This window comes from Chitiniphilus purpureus, from assembly GCF_025642115.1.
In the GTDB taxonomy this organism is placed as follows: domain Bacteria; phylum Pseudomonadota; class Gammaproteobacteria; order Burkholderiales; family Chitinibacteraceae; genus Chitiniphilus; species Chitiniphilus purpureus.
In genome coordinates, this window is record NZ_CP106753.1 from 1548274 (window position 1) to 1564273 (window position 16000).

The 16000-nt window shown below is 62.0% G+C and carries 14 protein-coding genes; 11 read left to right on the top strand and 3 right to left on the bottom strand.

Features of this window, described 5'->3' with window-relative positions; genetic code table 11:
* Window positions 1-55: 55 nt before the first annotated feature.
* Window positions 56-631: an SCO family protein gene (locus N8I74_RS07120; protein ID WP_263126186.1), complete on the top strand. Its 576-nt coding sequence runs from the start codon at window positions 56-58 to the stop codon at window positions 629-631.
* A gap of 15 nt (window positions 632-646) precedes the next feature.
* Window positions 647-1408: a flagellar brake protein gene (locus N8I74_RS07125; protein ID WP_263126187.1), complete on the top strand. Its 762-nt coding sequence runs from the start codon at window positions 647-649 to the stop codon at window positions 1406-1408.
* Between the two features lie 81 nt (window positions 1409-1489).
* Here N8I74_RS07125 and N8I74_RS07130 read toward each other — a convergent pair whose 3' ends face one another.
* Window positions 1490-2395: an NAD-dependent epimerase/dehydratase family protein gene (locus N8I74_RS07130; RefSeq protein WP_263126188.1), complete on the bottom strand. Its 906-nt coding sequence runs from the start codon at window positions 2393-2395 to the stop codon at window positions 1490-1492.
* Between the two features lie 31 nt (window positions 2396-2426).
* Here N8I74_RS07130 and N8I74_RS07135 point away from each other — a divergent pair, with 31 nt between their 5' ends.
* The 9 genes from N8I74_RS07135 (at window position 2427) to N8I74_RS07175 (ending at window position 13063) form a co-directional block, all read left to right on the top strand.
* The gene (locus N8I74_RS07135) at window positions 2427-3455 is read left to right on the top strand and encodes a CDP-6-deoxy-delta-3,4-glucoseen reductase (protein ID WP_263126189.1); all 1029 of its coding nucleotides are present in this window, start codon (window positions 2427-2429) and stop codon (window positions 3453-3455) included.
* A gap of 721 nt (window positions 3456-4176) precedes the next feature.
* Window positions 4177-5058, top strand: coding sequence for a BadF/BadG/BcrA/BcrD ATPase family protein (locus tag N8I74_RS07140; protein WP_263126191.1), 882 nt, complete (start codon window positions 4177-4179; stop codon window positions 5056-5058).
* A 17-nt stretch (window positions 5059-5075) separates the two neighbouring features.
* Window positions 5076-5816, top strand: a complete 741-nt coding sequence (locus tag N8I74_RS07145) for a GntR family transcriptional regulator (protein WP_263126192.1) — start codon at window positions 5076-5078, stop codon at window positions 5814-5816.
* 509 nt (window positions 5817-6325) lie between these two features.
* Window positions 6326-7576: an ABC transporter substrate-binding protein gene (locus N8I74_RS07150; protein ID WP_263126193.1), complete on the top strand. Its 1251-nt coding sequence runs from the start codon at window positions 6326-6328 to the stop codon at window positions 7574-7576.
* 174 nt (window positions 7577-7750) lie between these two features.
* A complete protein-coding gene (locus N8I74_RS07155; RefSeq protein WP_263126194.1) occupies window positions 7751-8998 on the top strand; it encodes an ABC transporter substrate-binding protein in 1248 nt (415 codons plus the stop codon).
* 103 nt (window positions 8999-9101) lie between these two features.
* Window positions 9102-9965: a carbohydrate ABC transporter permease gene (locus N8I74_RS07160; protein WP_263126195.1), complete on the top strand. Its 864-nt coding sequence runs from the start codon at window positions 9102-9104 to the stop codon at window positions 9963-9965.
* A 13-nt stretch (window positions 9966-9978) separates the two neighbouring features.
* On the top strand, window positions 9979-10890 hold the full coding sequence (locus N8I74_RS07165; protein ID WP_263126196.1) for a carbohydrate ABC transporter permease: 912 nt from the start codon (window positions 9979-9981) through the stop codon (window positions 10888-10890).
* Between the two features lie 46 nt (window positions 10891-10936).
* Window positions 10937-12040 (top strand): ABC transporter ATP-binding protein, encoded by a 1104-nt coding sequence (locus N8I74_RS07170; protein WP_263126197.1) that lies wholly within the window; start codon window positions 10937-10939, stop codon window positions 12038-12040.
* Window positions 12041-12202: 162 nt separating this feature from the next.
* Window positions 12203-13063: a polysaccharide deacetylase family protein gene (locus tag N8I74_RS07175; RefSeq protein ID WP_263126198.1), complete on the top strand. Its 861-nt coding sequence runs from the start codon at window positions 12203-12205 to the stop codon at window positions 13061-13063.
* Between the two features lie 58 nt (window positions 13064-13121).
* Here the strand turns inward: N8I74_RS07175 and thrC are convergent, their stop codons facing one another.
* Together thrC and N8I74_RS07185 are read right to left on the bottom strand one after the other, a co-directional pair.
* The gene (gene thrC / locus N8I74_RS07180; protein WP_263126199.1) at window positions 13122-14555 is read right to left on the bottom strand and encodes a threonine synthase; all 1434 of its coding nucleotides are present in this window, start codon (window positions 14553-14555) and stop codon (window positions 13122-13124) included.
* 54 nt (window positions 14556-14609) lie between these two features.
* A complete protein-coding gene (locus N8I74_RS07185; RefSeq protein WP_263126201.1) occupies window positions 14610-15929 on the bottom strand; it encodes a homoserine dehydrogenase in 1320 nt (439 codons plus the stop codon).
* Window positions 15930-16000 lie beyond the last annotated feature (71 nt).

The following is a 16000-nucleotide window of genomic DNA, read 5'->3' on the forward strand; positions in this document are numbered from 1 at the left end:
CGGCAGCGCACACTTTTTGCAGTGTTCCGGTGATCGCTCATCTATGATGCGGACCATGATTCGTCGCTCAATTCCCCTGTTCGTACTCTCTTTGCTGTTGCTGCTGGCCGGCTGTTCGCGTCCGGCCTTCCAGGGCAGCGACCTGACCGGCGCCAAGTTCGGCGGTGACTTCCAGCTGCTGGACCACACCGGCAAGGCACGGTTGCTCTCCGACTATCGGGGCAAGGTGGTGGCGCTCTTCTTCGGCTATACCCACTGTCCTGATGTCTGCCCCACGACCATGGCCGAGTTGTCGGCCGCGATGAAGAAGCTCGGCCCCAAGGCCGACCAGGTGCAGGTGGTGTTTGTCACGGTCGACCCGGAGCGTGATACGCAGCCGCTGCTGGCGCAATACGTACCGGCCTTCGACAAACGCTTCGTCGGCCTGACCGGGACGCCGCAGCAAGTCAGCAAGGTTGCCGCTCAATATAAAGTGGTGTATCAGCGTCAGCCGCAGGCTGACACGTACACAGTGGACCACACTGCCGGCACCTATCTGCTCGATCGCAAGGGGCGGTTGCGGGTGCTGGAAAACTACGGCGCCGGCCCGGATGCATTCGCGCATGATCTGGCGCTGCTGATCGATGAATGATGCGGCCGGCGCCCCATGAGCGAACCTGAATTTTCCCCGCTGCACCAGATTTCCGAAGCCGAGGACATCGGCCGCTTCCAGCTTTCCAACCCGCTGGAGATCGGTGCGGTGCTGCGGCAGTTGCAGTCGCGCGGGGATTTCCTGACCGTGCACTTTGCCCGCGGCCAGCAATTGCTGCTCACGCGTCTGCTGCAGGTGGATGTGCCTTCGCGCACCTTCTGCTTTGACTGGGCGGGTCAGGAGGGGCTCAACCGCGCTTTGCTCGGCTCTGATCGCAATGTCTGCGTCGCCGCACCTGACGGCGTGAAGGTGCAGTTCGTCATCGGCCGGCCGCGCGAGGCGCGGGTGGACGGCAAGCCGGCCTTTATCAGCGGTTTTCCGCAGGATCTCGTCAAGCTGCAGCGCCGTGAATTCTTCCGGATCGAGACCCCGATGGCCTCCCCGTTCCTTGGTCGCCTGATGCTGGCCGGCGGGCAGCGTCTGCAGCTGCAGCTGCACGATCTGTCGTTGGGTGGGATCGGGTTGTGGGCGAGTGCGGCCGAGGCGCAGCTGCTGCCACGCGGCCTGCACCTGCAGGAAGCGGTGATCGAACTGGGGAGCACCGGCAGCATCGAGGTCGACCTGGAAGTACGCTCGCATCGGGTGATGACCACGCGCAGCGGTGAGGAGCGCTTCCATATCGGCTGCTGCTTCATCAACCTGACCCGTATCGGCGAGGCCACGGTGCAGCGGCTGATGGCGCAGTTGGAACGTGAGCGCAAGGCGCTGACCGGCTGATCTGGCGCCATTCCTGGTAACGGCAAAGCCGCCCGCAAGGGCGGCTTTGCGCATCGTGCTGCCGCTGGGCGGCCGGTACGTTCAGCCTTGTGGGTCGGTGCGCTTCAGGAAGTGATCGACCGTCGGGTAGCGCAGCTGTACACGCAGCTCACGGCCAAGCCGGCCATTGTCCAGCCGGCGGGATTCGTTCAGGTAGGAGAGCATGGCTGGCGACAGGTGTTGTTGGGCCATGGCCCGGCTGACCCGGGGTGGACGTGGCAGCCCCGCCTGGTCGGCGACCCGGTCGAACCAGTCGCCCATGCGCAGCGGCAGATCGTCGCTGACGTTGTACGCACGCAGCGCCCGCCCGCGGAACAGCGCAAGACACACTGTGCGTGCCAGGTCATCGGCGTGGATATGGTTGCTGTAGCTGTCCTCCTCGGGCAGCACGCACACGTCGCCGCGGGCAACGCGCGCCAGTGGCAGGCGATCCGTGGCATAGATACCCGGCGCGCGCAGCAGGCTGAGGCGGACCGCGCGGCGCCGTGCCCAGGCGCGCAGTGCCTGTTCGGCGTGGGCGCGGCGCCGGGCCCGCTCGTTGCCCGGCTGCGGTCGTTGGCATTCGCCGACCCAGGTGCCGTGGCAGTCGCCGTAGATTCCGCTGGTGCCGATGTAGACGGCCCGGCGGGGGCGCTGTGCTAGAATTCCGGGCTTGGCGCGCCGCTCCAGAGCGGCGAGAAGTCGTCCGGTGCGCCCGTCGCAGCTGCCTTGCGCTGCAGGCGGTGCGCTGTGTACCACCCAGTCGGCGATGCCGCCAAGCCGCCGCAAGGTGGTCCGGCGGTCAAGATCGGCTGCCACCGGGCGCACCCCCAGGGCGCGCAACCGTACAGCCGCTTGCCCGGTACGCGCGGTGCCATATAGCCGGAAACGGCGTGCAAGCCAGGGTACGGCGCGCGCCAGCACGTCGCCGCACCCGACGATCAGGAGCCGTGGCCTGTTTTTGAACACGGATATAGTCACATCGAGCCCTGTCTTACCAATGACCAAGCAACTTATCATCCAACCTTCGGGCCAGCAAATCGCCGTCGAGGAGGACGAGACCCTGCTCGCCGCTGCATTGCGCAACGGCTTCAACATGCCCTACGGCTGCAAGAACGGCGCCTGCGGCGTATGCAAGGGCAATGTCCTGGCCGGTGAGGTCGAACACGGCCCGCACGCGGAGTCGGCGCTGTCGCACACCGAGATGGAGCGTGGCATGGCACTGTTCTGCTGCGCCAAGCCGGTCGGTGATGTGACGATCGAGTGCCGGGAAGTCTCGGCGACCAAGGACATCCAGATCAAGACGTTGCCTTGCCGGGTCGAGGCGATCGACAAGGTGTCGCACGATGTGGCGGTGCTCCGGCTGAAGCTGCCCACCACCGAGCGCCTGCAGTTCCTGGCCGGGCAGTACGTGGACATCCATACCAAGAACGGCAAGAAGCGCAGCTTCTCGATCGCCAATGCCCCGTTCGAGGACGATCACATCCAGCTGCACATCCGGCATGTGCCGGGCGGCGAATTTTCCGACTATGTCTGGAACAGCCTGCAACTGAAGGAGATCTTCCGCTTCACCGGCCCGCTAGGCTCGTTCTTTCTGCGCGAGGACAGCGACAAGCCCATCCTGTTCATTGCCACCGGTACCGGATTCGCGCCGATCAAGGGCATGCTGCAGTACGCCTTCCAGAAGGGCATCCAGCGCGAGATGGTGCTGTATTGGGGCGCTCGCTCGCTGGCGGACCTCTATATGCTGGAGCTGCTAAGCGCGTGGCAGCAGCAACACCCGAATTTCACTTTCATCCCGGTATTGTCCGAGCCCAAGCCGCAGGACCAGTGGCAAGGCCGTACCGGCTTCGTGCACGAGGTGGTGCTGGAGGATTTCGGCAGCCTTGCCGGCTACCAGATCTACGCATGCGGTGCGCCGGTGATGGTCGAGGCGGCATACAAGCATTTTGTGGCACGAAACCTGCCCGAGGACGAGTTCTTTTCGGACGCGTTCTTCACCACCAAGGATCTGGCGACCAAGGTCTGATAGGCGTGCGCCCGCGGCGCAGCGGCCATTTCCCTGGCTGATGTGCGCCGGCTGAAGCAATGCATGGCACATGCGTGGATTAATTGCTTCGCAAGGACCATGTGCTGCGCGATTGCCACCACTGTCGCATGCTGGCCTGCCAGTGCCGCATCCAAGGCCAGGCGGGGCGGCACTGGCAGGGGCGGGCCCGGCATGATCCGCGCTCTACAACCCCGTCTGCCTGGCCGGCAGGCCCGGATGCGGCAAGCAGCGGATTGGTACGTCACGGCAAGGACGTGCGCCACTGCAATCCGGTGCGTGTCACGCTGATGATGCCCGGTCTTCCAAACTTCACGCCAAGGCGCATGGCTGTCGCACGGTGGCCGGTCTCGCCCCCGCCCGGGCAGGCGCGCGCGATGTTCTGGTTTTTCCCTACCAGGCGGTACTTGAATCAAAGAATATTATTAATTAATAATGTTTGTGTGTGGCGTGTGCTGCACTCCTTTCGATTCGGCCCCGTGGCTCCAAACGGGGCCTTTTTTATGCCTGATCCAGATTGACAAGGTATGGTGGGCTCACTAGATTGGCATCCTGGCTTGGCGGGTCGACCCGCCTCGGTCCGAGGGAAGCCGGGCTTTTTGGCCGATTGCAGGGTTCGTGGTCCGGCAAGTGGTATGAACATCCTAATTGAGTGGTCTCAAAGTAGTGCGAGAGACCGCCTTGCAAAAGAAAGGGGTCGGGCATGAGCAACATCCAGTATCTGATCGGCGTGGACGGCGGCGGAACCGGCACCCGAATCTGCATCGCCGGTATCGATGGTCAGGAATTGGTGCGGGCCGAAGGTGGTGCCTCTGCACTGGGGCAAGGTATCGACAAGGCGTGGACCAACATCACGCTGACCATACGCGCCGGTTTCAAGAAGCTTGGCATCGATCACCCGGATTTCAGTACCTGCGTTGCGGGTTTCGGCCTTTCGGGGGTCACCGTGAAGGCCTGGGCGCAGGAGTTCGAGAACAAGAACCCGGGCTTTGCCAGGATCGCGGTCGAAACCGACGGTTTTTCCACACTGCTGGGCGCGCATGACGGCGGTCATGGCGGCATCATTGCCATCGGGACCGGCTCGATCGGTGAAGCGTGGCTGGCCGACGGCCAGCGGCTGGAGGTAGGCGGTTGGGGGTTTCCCACTTCGGATGAAGGATCGGGCGCCTACCTGGGCCTGAAGGCGATCAACCTTGTGCAGCGTGTGGTCGATGGTCGTGCCGAGCGCACCGCTTTTACTGACAAGCTGATGAACGTCACCGGGAACAGCCGTGAAACGGTGTTCGAGTGGATGGCCGGCATGAAGCAGGGCGAGTGTGCCTCGCTTTCGCCTATCGTGGTCGAGTTCGGTGAGCAGGATGGCCGTGCGCGCCAGTTCCTGCTCGACGCCGGCCGCGAGATCGAGCTGATCGGTCAGGCACTGCGCCGTGACGAGCCGGCGCTGCCGCTGGCCATCTGCGGCGGTGGCCTGTCACAGGCATTGCGGCCATATATCCCGGTGGACTTCCTGGCAACGACCATCACCCCACGCAAGGATTCGTGCGCCGGTGCGCTGATCCTTGCCCATCGCGCCGTCGCAGCTTGAACGGATCGGAAGCGCCGATGCTGGCCCAGCAAAAACTGCTCGTCCTCAAGCCTGATCCGGACAGCGCGACCCCGCTCTATCTGCAGCTGGGACACAAGCTGGCCGCCGCGATCAACGCGGGATTCTGGAAGGCCGATGAACCGCTGCCGTCCGAGCGCACGTTCTGCGAGTTGCTGGGCGTATCCCGCGTCACCGCCAGAAAGGCGCTCGATCTGCTGTTCGAACAGGGCATGATCCTGCGGCGGCAGGGGTCGGGTACCTATATCACGCCCAAACTGGAGCAGCCGCTGCAGCGGCTGACCAGCCTTTCGGAGATGCTGCGGCTACGCGGCTTCAAGCCCGGCTCACGGTGGCTGCGACGCGAGGTCGAGATCGCGGGGGCGGAGGAGCTGCTCAAGCTCAACCTTGCCCCCAACAGCCGGGTGACCCGATTGCAGCGGGTGCGTCTGGCCAGCGATACGGTGATGGGGGTCGAGGAAACAACGCTCCCTTATCACCTGATGCCTGATCCCTATGTGGTCGGTGACTCGCTCTATGATGCACTGCGCCATGCCAAGCTTACTGTTGTACGGGCGATACAAAATATCGGTGCGGTGACTGCCACCCCTGAACTTGCCGAGCTCACCGGCATCGCCCCCGGCGAGGCCTTGCTTCATCTGACCCGGGTCGGCTTCCTTGAAACCGGCGTGGCCGTCGAGCTCACACATTCATGGTTTCGCAGCGATTACTACGATTTGGTGGTGGAGCTGCATAAGTAAGTATTTGTTGCTGCTTGTGATTTTTTCGATCAGCTCAGGGTGGCTTTGTAGTGCAGTGGCCAAGTGGTATGAAAGTCGTTACGAAACCTGTCTCCCAAACACTTGTTTCGTTTGGCTGATTTCATGGGTTTTTCATCGACTGCCGAGGCGATGAACAGTCGGTCAGTGGTATTCACCCCCACCGCCAAATTGAGGTAACCTGCGTCAGCGTCAGGTTTGGCCGGACAGCCGGCCGAACCAGCGGGTGTGGGGCTGCGACGGCTGTTCGGTGATCAGAGGCAGACCTGGTCGCCGTGCAATCCGCAAACGGGGCTTCGGGCCCAGGTTTTCCGAGTGCAAATCGGGTCGCGCGACGAAGGATGCGTCGTCCTGGTTTGGACCGCCCGGCTCGTTTGACTGGTATGGAGTGAGTGATTAAGGTTAGTTCGCGCTTTTCGAAGCCAATCACGGTCGGTTGCTGCAGTACGCCCGGCGCTAAATACGCAAATAACGAAAACTCGGAGTCGAATATGAGATTGAAGCCCATCCTCGCCCTGACTGCGGCCGTGTTTGCCGCTTCTGCTGCCAATGCCCTGGCTGCTGACAAGGTGAAAGTCGAGTACTGGTCCAATAGCCTGTCGCCGAAGTTCGACAGCGTCATGAAGGACATGACCGAGAAATTCAACAAGTCCCAGTCTGGTATCGAGGCGGTATGGGTCGACGTGCCGTGGGATGCGTTCCAGGCGCGGGTGGTGGCAGCAGTGGCGAGCGGTTCGACCCCGGGTCTTGTCAACCTGCCCAAGCCCTGGATGGACCAGTTTGCCCAGCAGAAGATGGTTCAGCCGATCACCAAGCAGGTTGCCGGTTTCAAGAGCGTCTACACCAGCGGCGCGCTCAAGGACGTGACCTACAATGGCGAGATCTACGGCCTGCCGTGGTATCAGGTGACCGCTGTGCTGTTCTACAACAAGGAACTGCTGGCCAAGGCCGGGGTGAAGAACCCGCCCAAGTCGTTTGCCGAGCTCCTCAAGACTGCGCGCCAGGTGAAGGAAAAGACCGGGGTGGCAGGCTTCGCGCCCAAGCTGCAGGATGGCTTCACCGGTTGGTTCCTGTATGAAGGCCTGCCGGTGGTGCAGAACGGCAAGGCGGTGTTCAACAGCCCGGCGCACGTGAAGCTGATCGAGGAATTCAAGAAGGCCTATGCTGACGGCGTAATCCCCAAGGATGCCTTCAAGATGCAGTTCGAAGATCAGATCGCCGCCTACAACGGCCAGCGCGTCGCGATGTTCGGTGAAGGCGCACATGCCCTCAAGCGCACCCAGACCGATGCACCGAAGGTGTATGCCCAGACCGGCGTGACCGGGTTCCCCGAATCCAATGGCAAGACGCCGTTCGGTGGTTTCCTGTTCCTGTGGTCGGTGCCGAAGGGCTATAAGAACGTCGATGCTGCAGTCAAGCTCGGCCAGTTCGTGACCAACGACGACAACCAGCTTGTCTTTGCCAAGGCATCGGCCACGTTCCCGTCAACCAACAAGGCGCTGGAAGACAGCTACTTCAAGGCTGGCGCGAATTCGAAGGACCCCGTCGAGCAGGCGACCTCGGTGGCTGCCGGTGCGATCAAGACTTCGCGTACGTTGACCGTCTCCGGCCTGCCGGACGAAGCGGCCATGAACAAGAAGCTGAACGACGAACTCGAAGCTGCAATCACCGGCCGCAAGCCGGTCAAGCAGGCTCTGGATGAAGCCGTGAAGTTCTGGAATGGCAAGTTTTCGAGCAAGTAAAACACCGTATTGACTCTCTGCGCAGAGTCAAACTTCGTGGCGGGGGTTTCTGGTAGACTCCCGCTGCATAATAAGAAATCCGCATGATTTGGTAGTCGAGCCGAGTCACATGTGGTGTACCCGCGAGGAAGTGATTCCGAGCGTTTTTGTCGATAACTCCAAGAGGAAGACAAGATGAAGCTTAAGAAGATGTTGGCCGTTGGCGCGGCTGTATTCGGTTTCGCCGCTGTTCACGCTCACGCGGATACCGAACTCGAATTCTGGACCATGAACCTCGCTCCGAAGTTCAATGCCTATTTCGAGCAAGCCGTCACCAAGTTCAATGCCGCCAACCCCGGCCTGAAGGCCAAGTGGGTCGACATGAACTGGGACCAGATCCAGCCGAAACTGGTGGCTTCGATTGCCGCCGGCAACCCGCCCGCCCTGGTCAACTTCAACGTGCCCTGGGTCCACGAATTCGCCGCACAAGGCAACATCGTTGCACTGGACGAATACGTGGGTGCCGCCAAGAACACGTACTCCGCAGGCGCGCTCAAGGATGTGACCGTCAACGGCAAGATGTACGCGTTCCCGTGGTACAACTCCGTGTCCATCATCGCCTACAACAAGGACGTGTTTAACAAGGCTGGCGTGAAGTCCGCTCCGAAGAACTTCGACGAGCTGGTCTCCACTGCTCAGAAGATCACCAAGAGCACCAAGACCGCCGCGTTCGCGCCCAAGCTCGACAACTTCGAAGGCTGGTTCTACTACGCCGGCCTGCCGATGGTGCAGAACGGCAAGGCCGTGTTCAACTCGCCCAAGCACGTTGCCTTCGTGCAGAAGTTCGCTGACCTGTACAAGGCCGGCGTGTTCCCGAAGGACGTCTTCAAGATGGCCTTCGAGCAGGAAATCGCTGCGTACAACTCGGGTCGCATCGCGATGATGACGACTGCGCCGCAAGCGCTGAAGCGCACCGAGACCGATGCCAAGGCGGTCTACGACAAGACCGAAGTGGCTGCGTTCCCGACTGACGCCGGCCAACGCGCCTTCGGCGCATGGCTGATGGACTTCGTGGTGCCGAAGGGCTTCAAGAATCCGGCCGAAGCCGCCAAGCTGGGCCTGTTCCTGACCGGCGACGAGCAGCAGGTGCTGTTCTCCAAGGCAACCGAAACCACCTTCCCGTCCTCGAAGAAGGCCAACCTCGATCCGTACTTCCAAGCCGGCGCCAAGAGTGCAGACGTGGTTGAGCGTGCTCGTGCCGTGGCTGCCAAGTCGATGGACAATGCCCGTACCCTGACCATCCCGCCGGGCGTGCTGCCGGACGCTGCTTCGATGAACAAGAAGCTGCAGGACGAAATCCAGAATGCGATCGAAGGCCGCAAGCCGGTCAAGGCCGCTCTGGACGAGGCCGCTGCTGCTTGGAACGAGAAGCTGGCGAAGTAACCTAGGCGTACAAGCTTAGCGATGTAGTAAAAATGGGTGGGGCCGTCAGCGACGGCGGCCTCATCCCATTCTCCTGCAAAAAAAAATCCAGTCGAGTTGCGCCGTGAAAACCTCCAGCAGTTACACCGCCATCGCCTATCTATTTCTGGCGCCAGCCTTAATTTTGATGGGTTTGTTCACTTTCTGGCCGGTCGGATACAACGCGTATCTGGCCTTCAATGACTACAGCATCGTTGACGCTACTGCGACTTGGAACAACTTCGAGCATTTCAAATATCTGTACCACGAAGAACTGTTCCACGATGCGCTCAAGAATTCGCTCATCTTCCTGTTGGTGGTGCCGGTTCTCCAGGTTGCTGCGCTGCTCGTTGCCAAGCTCGTCAACAATAAGTTGCCGGGCATGACTTTTTTCCGCGCGGCTTATTATATTCCCGTGATTACCGCGGTACCGATTGCCGGCGTTGCCTGGCTGAACGTGTATCGCTACGACGGCCTGTTGTCCTGGTTCCTGAAAACCATCGGTATCATCCAGAACGACGTGAATTGGCTGGGTGAGCCCGAGATCGCCATCTACATGGTGATGGTGTTCACCTTCTGGAAGGGCATCGGCTATTACATGGTGCTGTACCTTGCCGGCTTGCAAGCCATTCCGGCTGAGGTCGAGGAAGCCGCCATTCTCGACGGCGCGAACGCCTGGCAGCGTTTCTGGAAGATCACCGTTCCGATGGTCAAGCCGACCATTCTGCTGTGTACCCTGCTCTCGACGATTGCTGCACTTAAATCTTTCCAGGAAGTGGTGGTGCTAACCCGTGGTCAGGCGGATACCTATACCGCGCTCTACTACGTGTATGCCCAGGCGTTCACCAACTTCAACTTCGGAAGAGCGTCTGCCGCCGGCCTCGTGATCACGTTCTTCTGCGTGTTGCTGGCTATCGTGCAATTCCGCTTCTTCGGCGAAAAGAAATAAGGCGTCGGTCATCATGGCAAATAGTCAAATCGTGGGTTCCGTCCCAAGCAACAAACCGCTTTTCGCCTTCAGGAAAGTCTTTTCCCTGCTGGCCCATTACGCCGGGCTAGTGGCGTTTGCGATCTTCACCTGCTTCCCGTTCCTGTGGGCGCTGTCGGTCGCGCTGTCGATGGATCCGTCCAATATCTGGCTGTTCCCGCGCTCGTTCCTGCCGACCGATCCGGGGGTGGGATGGTTCGAGCGGGTGTTCAGTGAGATCAAGTTCTTCACCTACCTGGGCAACTCCGCGATCATCTCGTTCTGGACCATCGTCGGGGCTGTGGTGGTCTCGATCCTGGCGGGATACCCGCTGGCGCGCCTGCGCTTTCCGGGTCGCGGGCTGATCTTCATCGCCATCATCGCGACCATGATGCTGCCGCAGGAAGTGGCGATCATCCCGAACTTCGTCACCTTCAAGCACCTGGGCGATCTGTCGGAAGCAGTGTTCGGCTTCAAGGTCACTGGTCTTAACACCTATTCCGCAGCGGTGCTGCCCTATGTGTCGACCGCTTTCGGCATCTTCCTGATGAAGCAGGCGTTCGAGCAGATTCCGCAGGATCTGATCGACGCGGCGCGCGTGGACGGGGCGACCGAGATGCAGATCCTGTGGCGGGTGATGGTGCCGGTCTCGGCGCCCTCCATCGCGGCCCTGTCGATCTTCACCCTCGTCAATGCCTGGAACGAGTTCATCTGGACCGGCATCGTGATCCAGGACAAGCTGAAGATGCCGTTGTCCGTCGGCATGTTCAATGACCTGACCGGCCCGTTCGCCGTTTCCACCAGCATGGTGATGGCCGGGATCGTGCTCAGCATCGTCCCCGTATTGATCTTCTTCGCCTTTACGCAGCGCTACTTCATCAGCGGCCTCGACGGTGCCGTGAAGTAAGCCGGCCCGCGACAGATACAGAATCAAATATCAAGGAATTCGAACAATGGCTTCGGTTAAGCTCAACAACATCAAGAAGAACTACACCAAGGACATCGCGGTGATCAAAGGGGTCAGCCTGGAGATCCAGGATGGCGAGTTCGTGGTGTTCGTCGGTCCGTCCGGCTGCGGCAAGTCGACCATGCTGCGCATGATCGCCGGCCTTGAAGACATCACCGAGGGTGAACTGCTGATCGGTGAGAAGGTGGCCAACAATGTCCACGCCTCCAAGCGTGGCATCGCGATGGTGTTCCAGAGCTACGCGCTCTATCCGCATATGACCGTGGCCGAGAACATGGGCTTTGCGCTCAAGCTTGCCGGTACGCCCAAGGCCGATATCGACATGCGCGTGAAGCACGCTGCGGACATCCTGCAGATCACCCATCTGCTTGAACGCAAGCCCAAGGCGCTGTCGGGCGGGCAACGCCAGCGCGTGGCCATCGGCCGTGCCATCGTGCGCGAGCCCAAGGTGTTCCTGTTCGACGAGCCGCTCTCCAACCTGGATGCGGCGCTGCGGCTGCAGATGCGCGTCGAATTGTCCAAGCTGCACCAGGAGCTGAAGACCACGATGATCTACGTGACCCACGATCAGGTCGAGGCGATGACGCTGGCCGACCGTATTGTGGTATTCAATGCCGGGATCATCCAGCAGGTCGGCAGCCCGCTTGAGCTGTACGAGAATCCGTCCAACCTGTTCGTGGCAGGCTTCCTCGGCTCCCCCAAGATGAACCTGCTGGAGGCCTCGGTCGTGGCCGCCGATGCACGCAGCACCACTGTGCGCCTGCCCAAGGGTGTGACGGTGCGCGCCAATGCCGACGGCAGCCGGGCCAAATCCAGCGACCGTGTGACGCTGGGCATCCGCCCCGAGCACATCCTGCTGGCACAGGACAACGATGCCAACGGGATCGCGGCACGCGTCGATCTGATCGAGCACCTGGGTGACCATGTGCTGGCCTATATCGAGATTCCGGGCGTCAACGAAATCATCAGCATGAAACTGCCGGGCAACGCCACGCATCTGAAGTATGGCGATACCATCAAGGTGTTGTTCCCCGAGGCCGATTGCCTGCTGTTCGACGCCGAAGGACTTGCACTCAAGCGCGTGCGTTGACCGGTTCCGCTCCAGCCCAAGCCCGCCGGAAGGCGGGCTTTTTCATGCCCGGCGCGCATGGCGCGCTTGCTGCATCGTCATGCGCTATCGCAATCCAGGCATATCTTGAGGGTGGGCGGGTGCATACAATCGGTTTATGCCAACCAGGTAAAAGGTGGAACCATGATGCGGCGGACAGCAGGATGGCAATGGCTGGGCGCGGGCTTGCTTGCGCTATCGATGATGGGCGCATCGGCGCAGGAACAGCGTATCCGTACGCCGTATCTGGAAGGCTGGCAGCAGGTCGAGCTTGCGACCATGGAGCGCCAGGCGGCAACCTTCCCCGGTGTCTACTGGATCGCCGGCCCCACGGCGCGCAAGGTGGTGGCGCTGACGTTCGACGACGGCCCCAATGAGGGCAATACGTTGCCGTTGTTGAAGGTGCTGAAAAAGCACGGCGTGCGCGCGACGTTCTTCCAGCTGGGGATGTGGGTCGAGCGGTATCCGGACCTGGCGCGCGCCGTGCAGGCCGACGGCCATGTCATCGGCAATCACAGCTACGATCATCCGTATTCCAGCAAGCTGCTGCCCAGCGCGCTGTGGGAGGATCAGGTGGCCAAGACACAGGCCATCATGAAGAAGACGCTGGGCGTGGAGCCCACGCTGTATCGCGCGCCCTACGGCGAGATCACCGATGAGCAGATCAAGCTGCTGACGAGCAAGGGCTTGAAGGTCATTTCCTGGTCGGTGGATACCCGTGACTGGTTGGCGGCCCGCAGCTTCAACGGCGACAGCATGATCGAGCGCATGGCGATGGACTACATCAACGAAGAGGCCATTGTACTGATGCATGATGGCGGCGGCCCGCGCCAGCATACGGTGGCCGCGGTCGACCGCATGCTCGGGCTGCTCAAGCGTGCGGGGTACCGGTTCATCACTGTCGACGAGTTGCTCGGCGTGCCGGCGAGGCTGGATGGGCCGAAGGTCGAGGTGGTCCCGGCCGCTCGGGCGACTACCGTTACCGAGGCGGTGCCGGGCAAGTGATAGCGGTGCGGCACCCAACAAAAAACCGGCCCTGGCGGCCGGTTTTCTGTTGCCGATCTCAGCGGTCGAGGTACCCGGCCACGTAGCGTTTCAGCGCCTCGGCATCGGCCTCCAACACGTCGAAGCGCTGCGGCAGGTCTTCCAGACCGGCCAGATCATGCGGGCGCTGGGGCGGGCTGCCCAGTGCCTCCTGCATGGTCGCCTCGAACTTGGCCGGCAGGGCGGTTTCCAGGATCACCATGGTGACGCCGGACTCGCGGTGTGCCTTGGCAGCGAGATAACCGTCGGCCGTGTGCGGGTCGATCTCGACGCCGTACCTGGCCTTCACCTCGCGGATGCTGGCGATGCGATCGGCGTGGCTGCTCTTTTCCGAGCGGAAGCCATACTCATCATGCATGCGGGCGAAATCGGCGTCCGACAGCTTGAAGCCACGGCCGGCGTCGACTTCGCGCCACAGCGCGGCGAGCTTGGCACCATCGCGACCGATCAGGTCGAACACGAAGCGCTCGAGGTTGGAGGCCTTGGTGATGTCCATCGACGGGCTGGACGTCTCGTAGGTGCGCTCCAGGCCACGTGGGAAATAGCCTCCGGTCTTGAAGAACTCGTCGAGCACGTCATTCTCGTTGGTCGCCACGATCAGCCGGCGGATCGGCAAGCCCATCTGACGCGCAATGTGGCCGGCGCAGACGTTGCCGAAGTTGCCGGACGGCACGCAGAAGTCGACCGGCTCGCCGACTGTCTTCGCCACGGCGAAATAGCCTTTGAAGTAGTACACCACCTGCGCGACGACGCGGCCCCAGTTGATCGAGTTGACAGCGCCGACCTTGTACCGGGCCTTGAACGCGGCATCGTTGTTCACCGCCTTGACCATGTCCTGGCAGGCATCGAAGAAGCCGGTGACCGCGATATTGTGGATATTGGCGTCCTGCAGGCTGAACATCTGTGCGCGCTGGAACGGGCTCATCTTGCCATGGGGCGAGAGCATGAACACATTCACGCCGTGCTTGCCGCGCATCGCGTATTCGGCCGCGGAGCCGGTGTCGCCCGAGGTGGCACCGACGATGTTGATCGCCTCACCACGCTGCGCCAGCACGTACTCGAACAGGTTGCCCAGGAGCTGCATTGCCATGTCCTTGAACGCCAGCGTCGGGCCGTTCGACAGCTCCTCGATGTAAAGGCCGTCCTCCAGCTTCACCACCGGGGTGATCTGGTCGGCACGGGCGGGGTCACGGCCGTGGCGGTAGACGTCGGCGGTGTAGGTCCGGTCGATCAGCGCCTTCAGGTCGGCGGCGGGAATGTCGTCGACGAAGCGGCCGATGATGGCGAACGCCAGGTCGCGGTAGTCCAGTTGCGACAACGCCTGCAGTTCGGCGAGGTCGAGCCGGGGGTACGATTCGGCGATGGCAAGGCCGCCATCGGGTGCAAGGCCGCCGAGCAGGATGTCGGAGAAGCGCTGCGGGGCCATGCCGCCGCGGGTGGAGATGTAATGCATGTTCTGGCTCGTGTGGGGCAGGGCGAGGTGCCCTGCCGGACGTGATACTGGGATTCAGCCGTTCAGGTGTTCCAGCCGCAGCTTGACCACCTTGCCGTTGATCGCGGGCAAGGCCTCGATCCGGGCAAGGGCGGCATCGACGCGCTTTTCCACGGCAAGATGAGTAATGATGACCACGTCGTCGCGGCCGTCGTCGCCGCTGCCATCGCTCGGGCGCTGCAGCATCGCGTCGACCGAGATGTCCTGGTCGGCCAGGATGCGGGTCACGTCGGCCAGTACGCCGGTCTGGTCCAGCACGTTCAGGCGCAGGTAGTAGCAGGTCTCGACTTCGCTGATCGGCAGGATGGGCAGATCGGCAAGGGCCGAAGGCTGGAATGCCAGGTGCGGCACGCGGTGTTCCGGATCGGCCGTGGCGAGGCGGGTGATGTCGACGAGATCGGCGATCACCGACGAGGCGGTCGGCTCGGCGCCGGCGCCCGGACCGTAGTAGAGGGTCGCGCCGACGGCATCGCCCTTGACCAGCACTGCGTTCATCACGCCATCGACATTGGCGATCAGGCGCTTGGCCGGGATCAGCGTCGGCGCGACGCGCAGCTCGATGCCCTCGGCACGGCGGCGGGTGACGCCCAAGAGCTTGATACGGTAACCCAGTTCCTGCGCGTACTTGATGTCGGCGGCCTGCAGTGTGCTGATGCCTTCCAGGTAGGCCTTGTCGAACTGCACCGGGATGCCGAAGGCGATGGCACTCATGATGGTCAGCTTGTGTGCGGCGTCGTGGCCTTCGATGTCGAAGGTCGGGTCGGCCTCGGCATAGCCCAGGCGCTGCGCTTCGGCCAGCACGTCGGCAAAGGCGGCGCCCTTGTCGCGCATCTCGGTCAGGATGAAGTTGCTGGTGCCGTTGATGATGCCGGCCACCCATTCGATCTTGTTGGCGGTCAGACCTTCACGCAGCGCCTTGATGATGGGGACACCGCCTGCCACCGCGGCCTCGAACGCCACCATCACGCCTTTTTCCTGGGCCCGGGCGAAGATCTCGTTGCCGTACTCGGCGATCAGTTTCTTGTTGGCGGTGACGACGTGCTTGCCTTGCTCGATGGCGGTCAGCACCACTTCCTTGGCGATGGTGGTGCCGCCGATCAATTCCACCACGATGTCGATCTGCGGGTGCCGGGCGATCTGCAAGGCATCGTCGTACAGCTCGACATCGGCGCCGACCAGCGCGCGCGCGCGCTCCAGATCGCGGTTGGCCGCGGCGCGGATCACGATGGGCCGACCGGCGCGACGCGCGATTTCCTCGCAATTGCGTTTCAAGACGGTCGCCGTGCCGCCACCGACAGTGCCGACACCGCACAAGCCCACGTGAATCGGTTTCATTGCTAGTCCTTTCGAAAACCAGGCAGCGCCCTGCGGGCCTTGCTGCCGATACAAAGTTGATCCGCCCGGTC

Excerpts from the sequence above, each read along its gene's own strand:
- N8I74_RS07125 (WP_263126187.1), top strand. The coding sequence starts at position 647 with ATGAGCGAACCTGAATTTTCCCCGCTGCACCAGATTTCCGAAGCCGAG.
- N8I74_RS07170 (WP_263126197.1), top strand. The coding sequence starts at position 10,937 with ATGGCTTCGGTTAAGCTCAACAACATCAAGAAGAACTACACCAAGGAC.
- N8I74_RS07155 (WP_263126194.1), top strand. The coding sequence starts at position 7,751 with ATGAAGCTTAAGAAGATGTTGGCCGTTGGCGCGGCTGTATTCGGTTTC.
- N8I74_RS07145 (WP_263126192.1), top strand. The coding sequence starts at position 5,076 with ATGCTGGCCCAGCAAAAACTGCTCGTCCTCAAGCCTGATCCGGACAGC.
- N8I74_RS07185 (WP_263126201.1), bottom strand. The coding sequence starts at position 15,929 with ATGAAACCGATTCACGTGGGCTTGTGCGGTGTCGGCACTGTCGGTGGC.
- N8I74_RS07175 (WP_263126198.1), top strand. The coding sequence starts at position 12,203 with ATGATGCGGCGGACAGCAGGATGGCAATGGCTGGGCGCGGGCTTGCTT.
- N8I74_RS07135 (WP_263126189.1), top strand. The coding sequence starts at position 2,427 with ATGACCAAGCAACTTATCATCCAACCTTCGGGCCAGCAAATCGCCGTC.
- N8I74_RS07150 (WP_263126193.1), top strand. The coding sequence starts at position 6,326 with ATGAGATTGAAGCCCATCCTCGCCCTGACTGCGGCCGTGTTTGCCGCT.
- N8I74_RS07120 (WP_263126186.1), top strand. The coding sequence starts at position 56 with ATGATTCGTCGCTCAATTCCCCTGTTCGTACTCTCTTTGCTGTTGCTG.
- N8I74_RS07165 (WP_263126196.1), top strand. The coding sequence starts at position 9,979 with ATGGCAAATAGTCAAATCGTGGGTTCCGTCCCAAGCAACAAACCGCTT.
- thrC (WP_263126199.1), bottom strand. The coding sequence starts at position 14,555 with ATGCATTACATCTCCACCCGCGGCGGCATGGCCCCGCAGCGCTTCTCC.
- N8I74_RS07140 (WP_263126191.1), top strand. The coding sequence starts at position 4,177 with ATGAGCAACATCCAGTATCTGATCGGCGTGGACGGCGGCGGAACCGGC.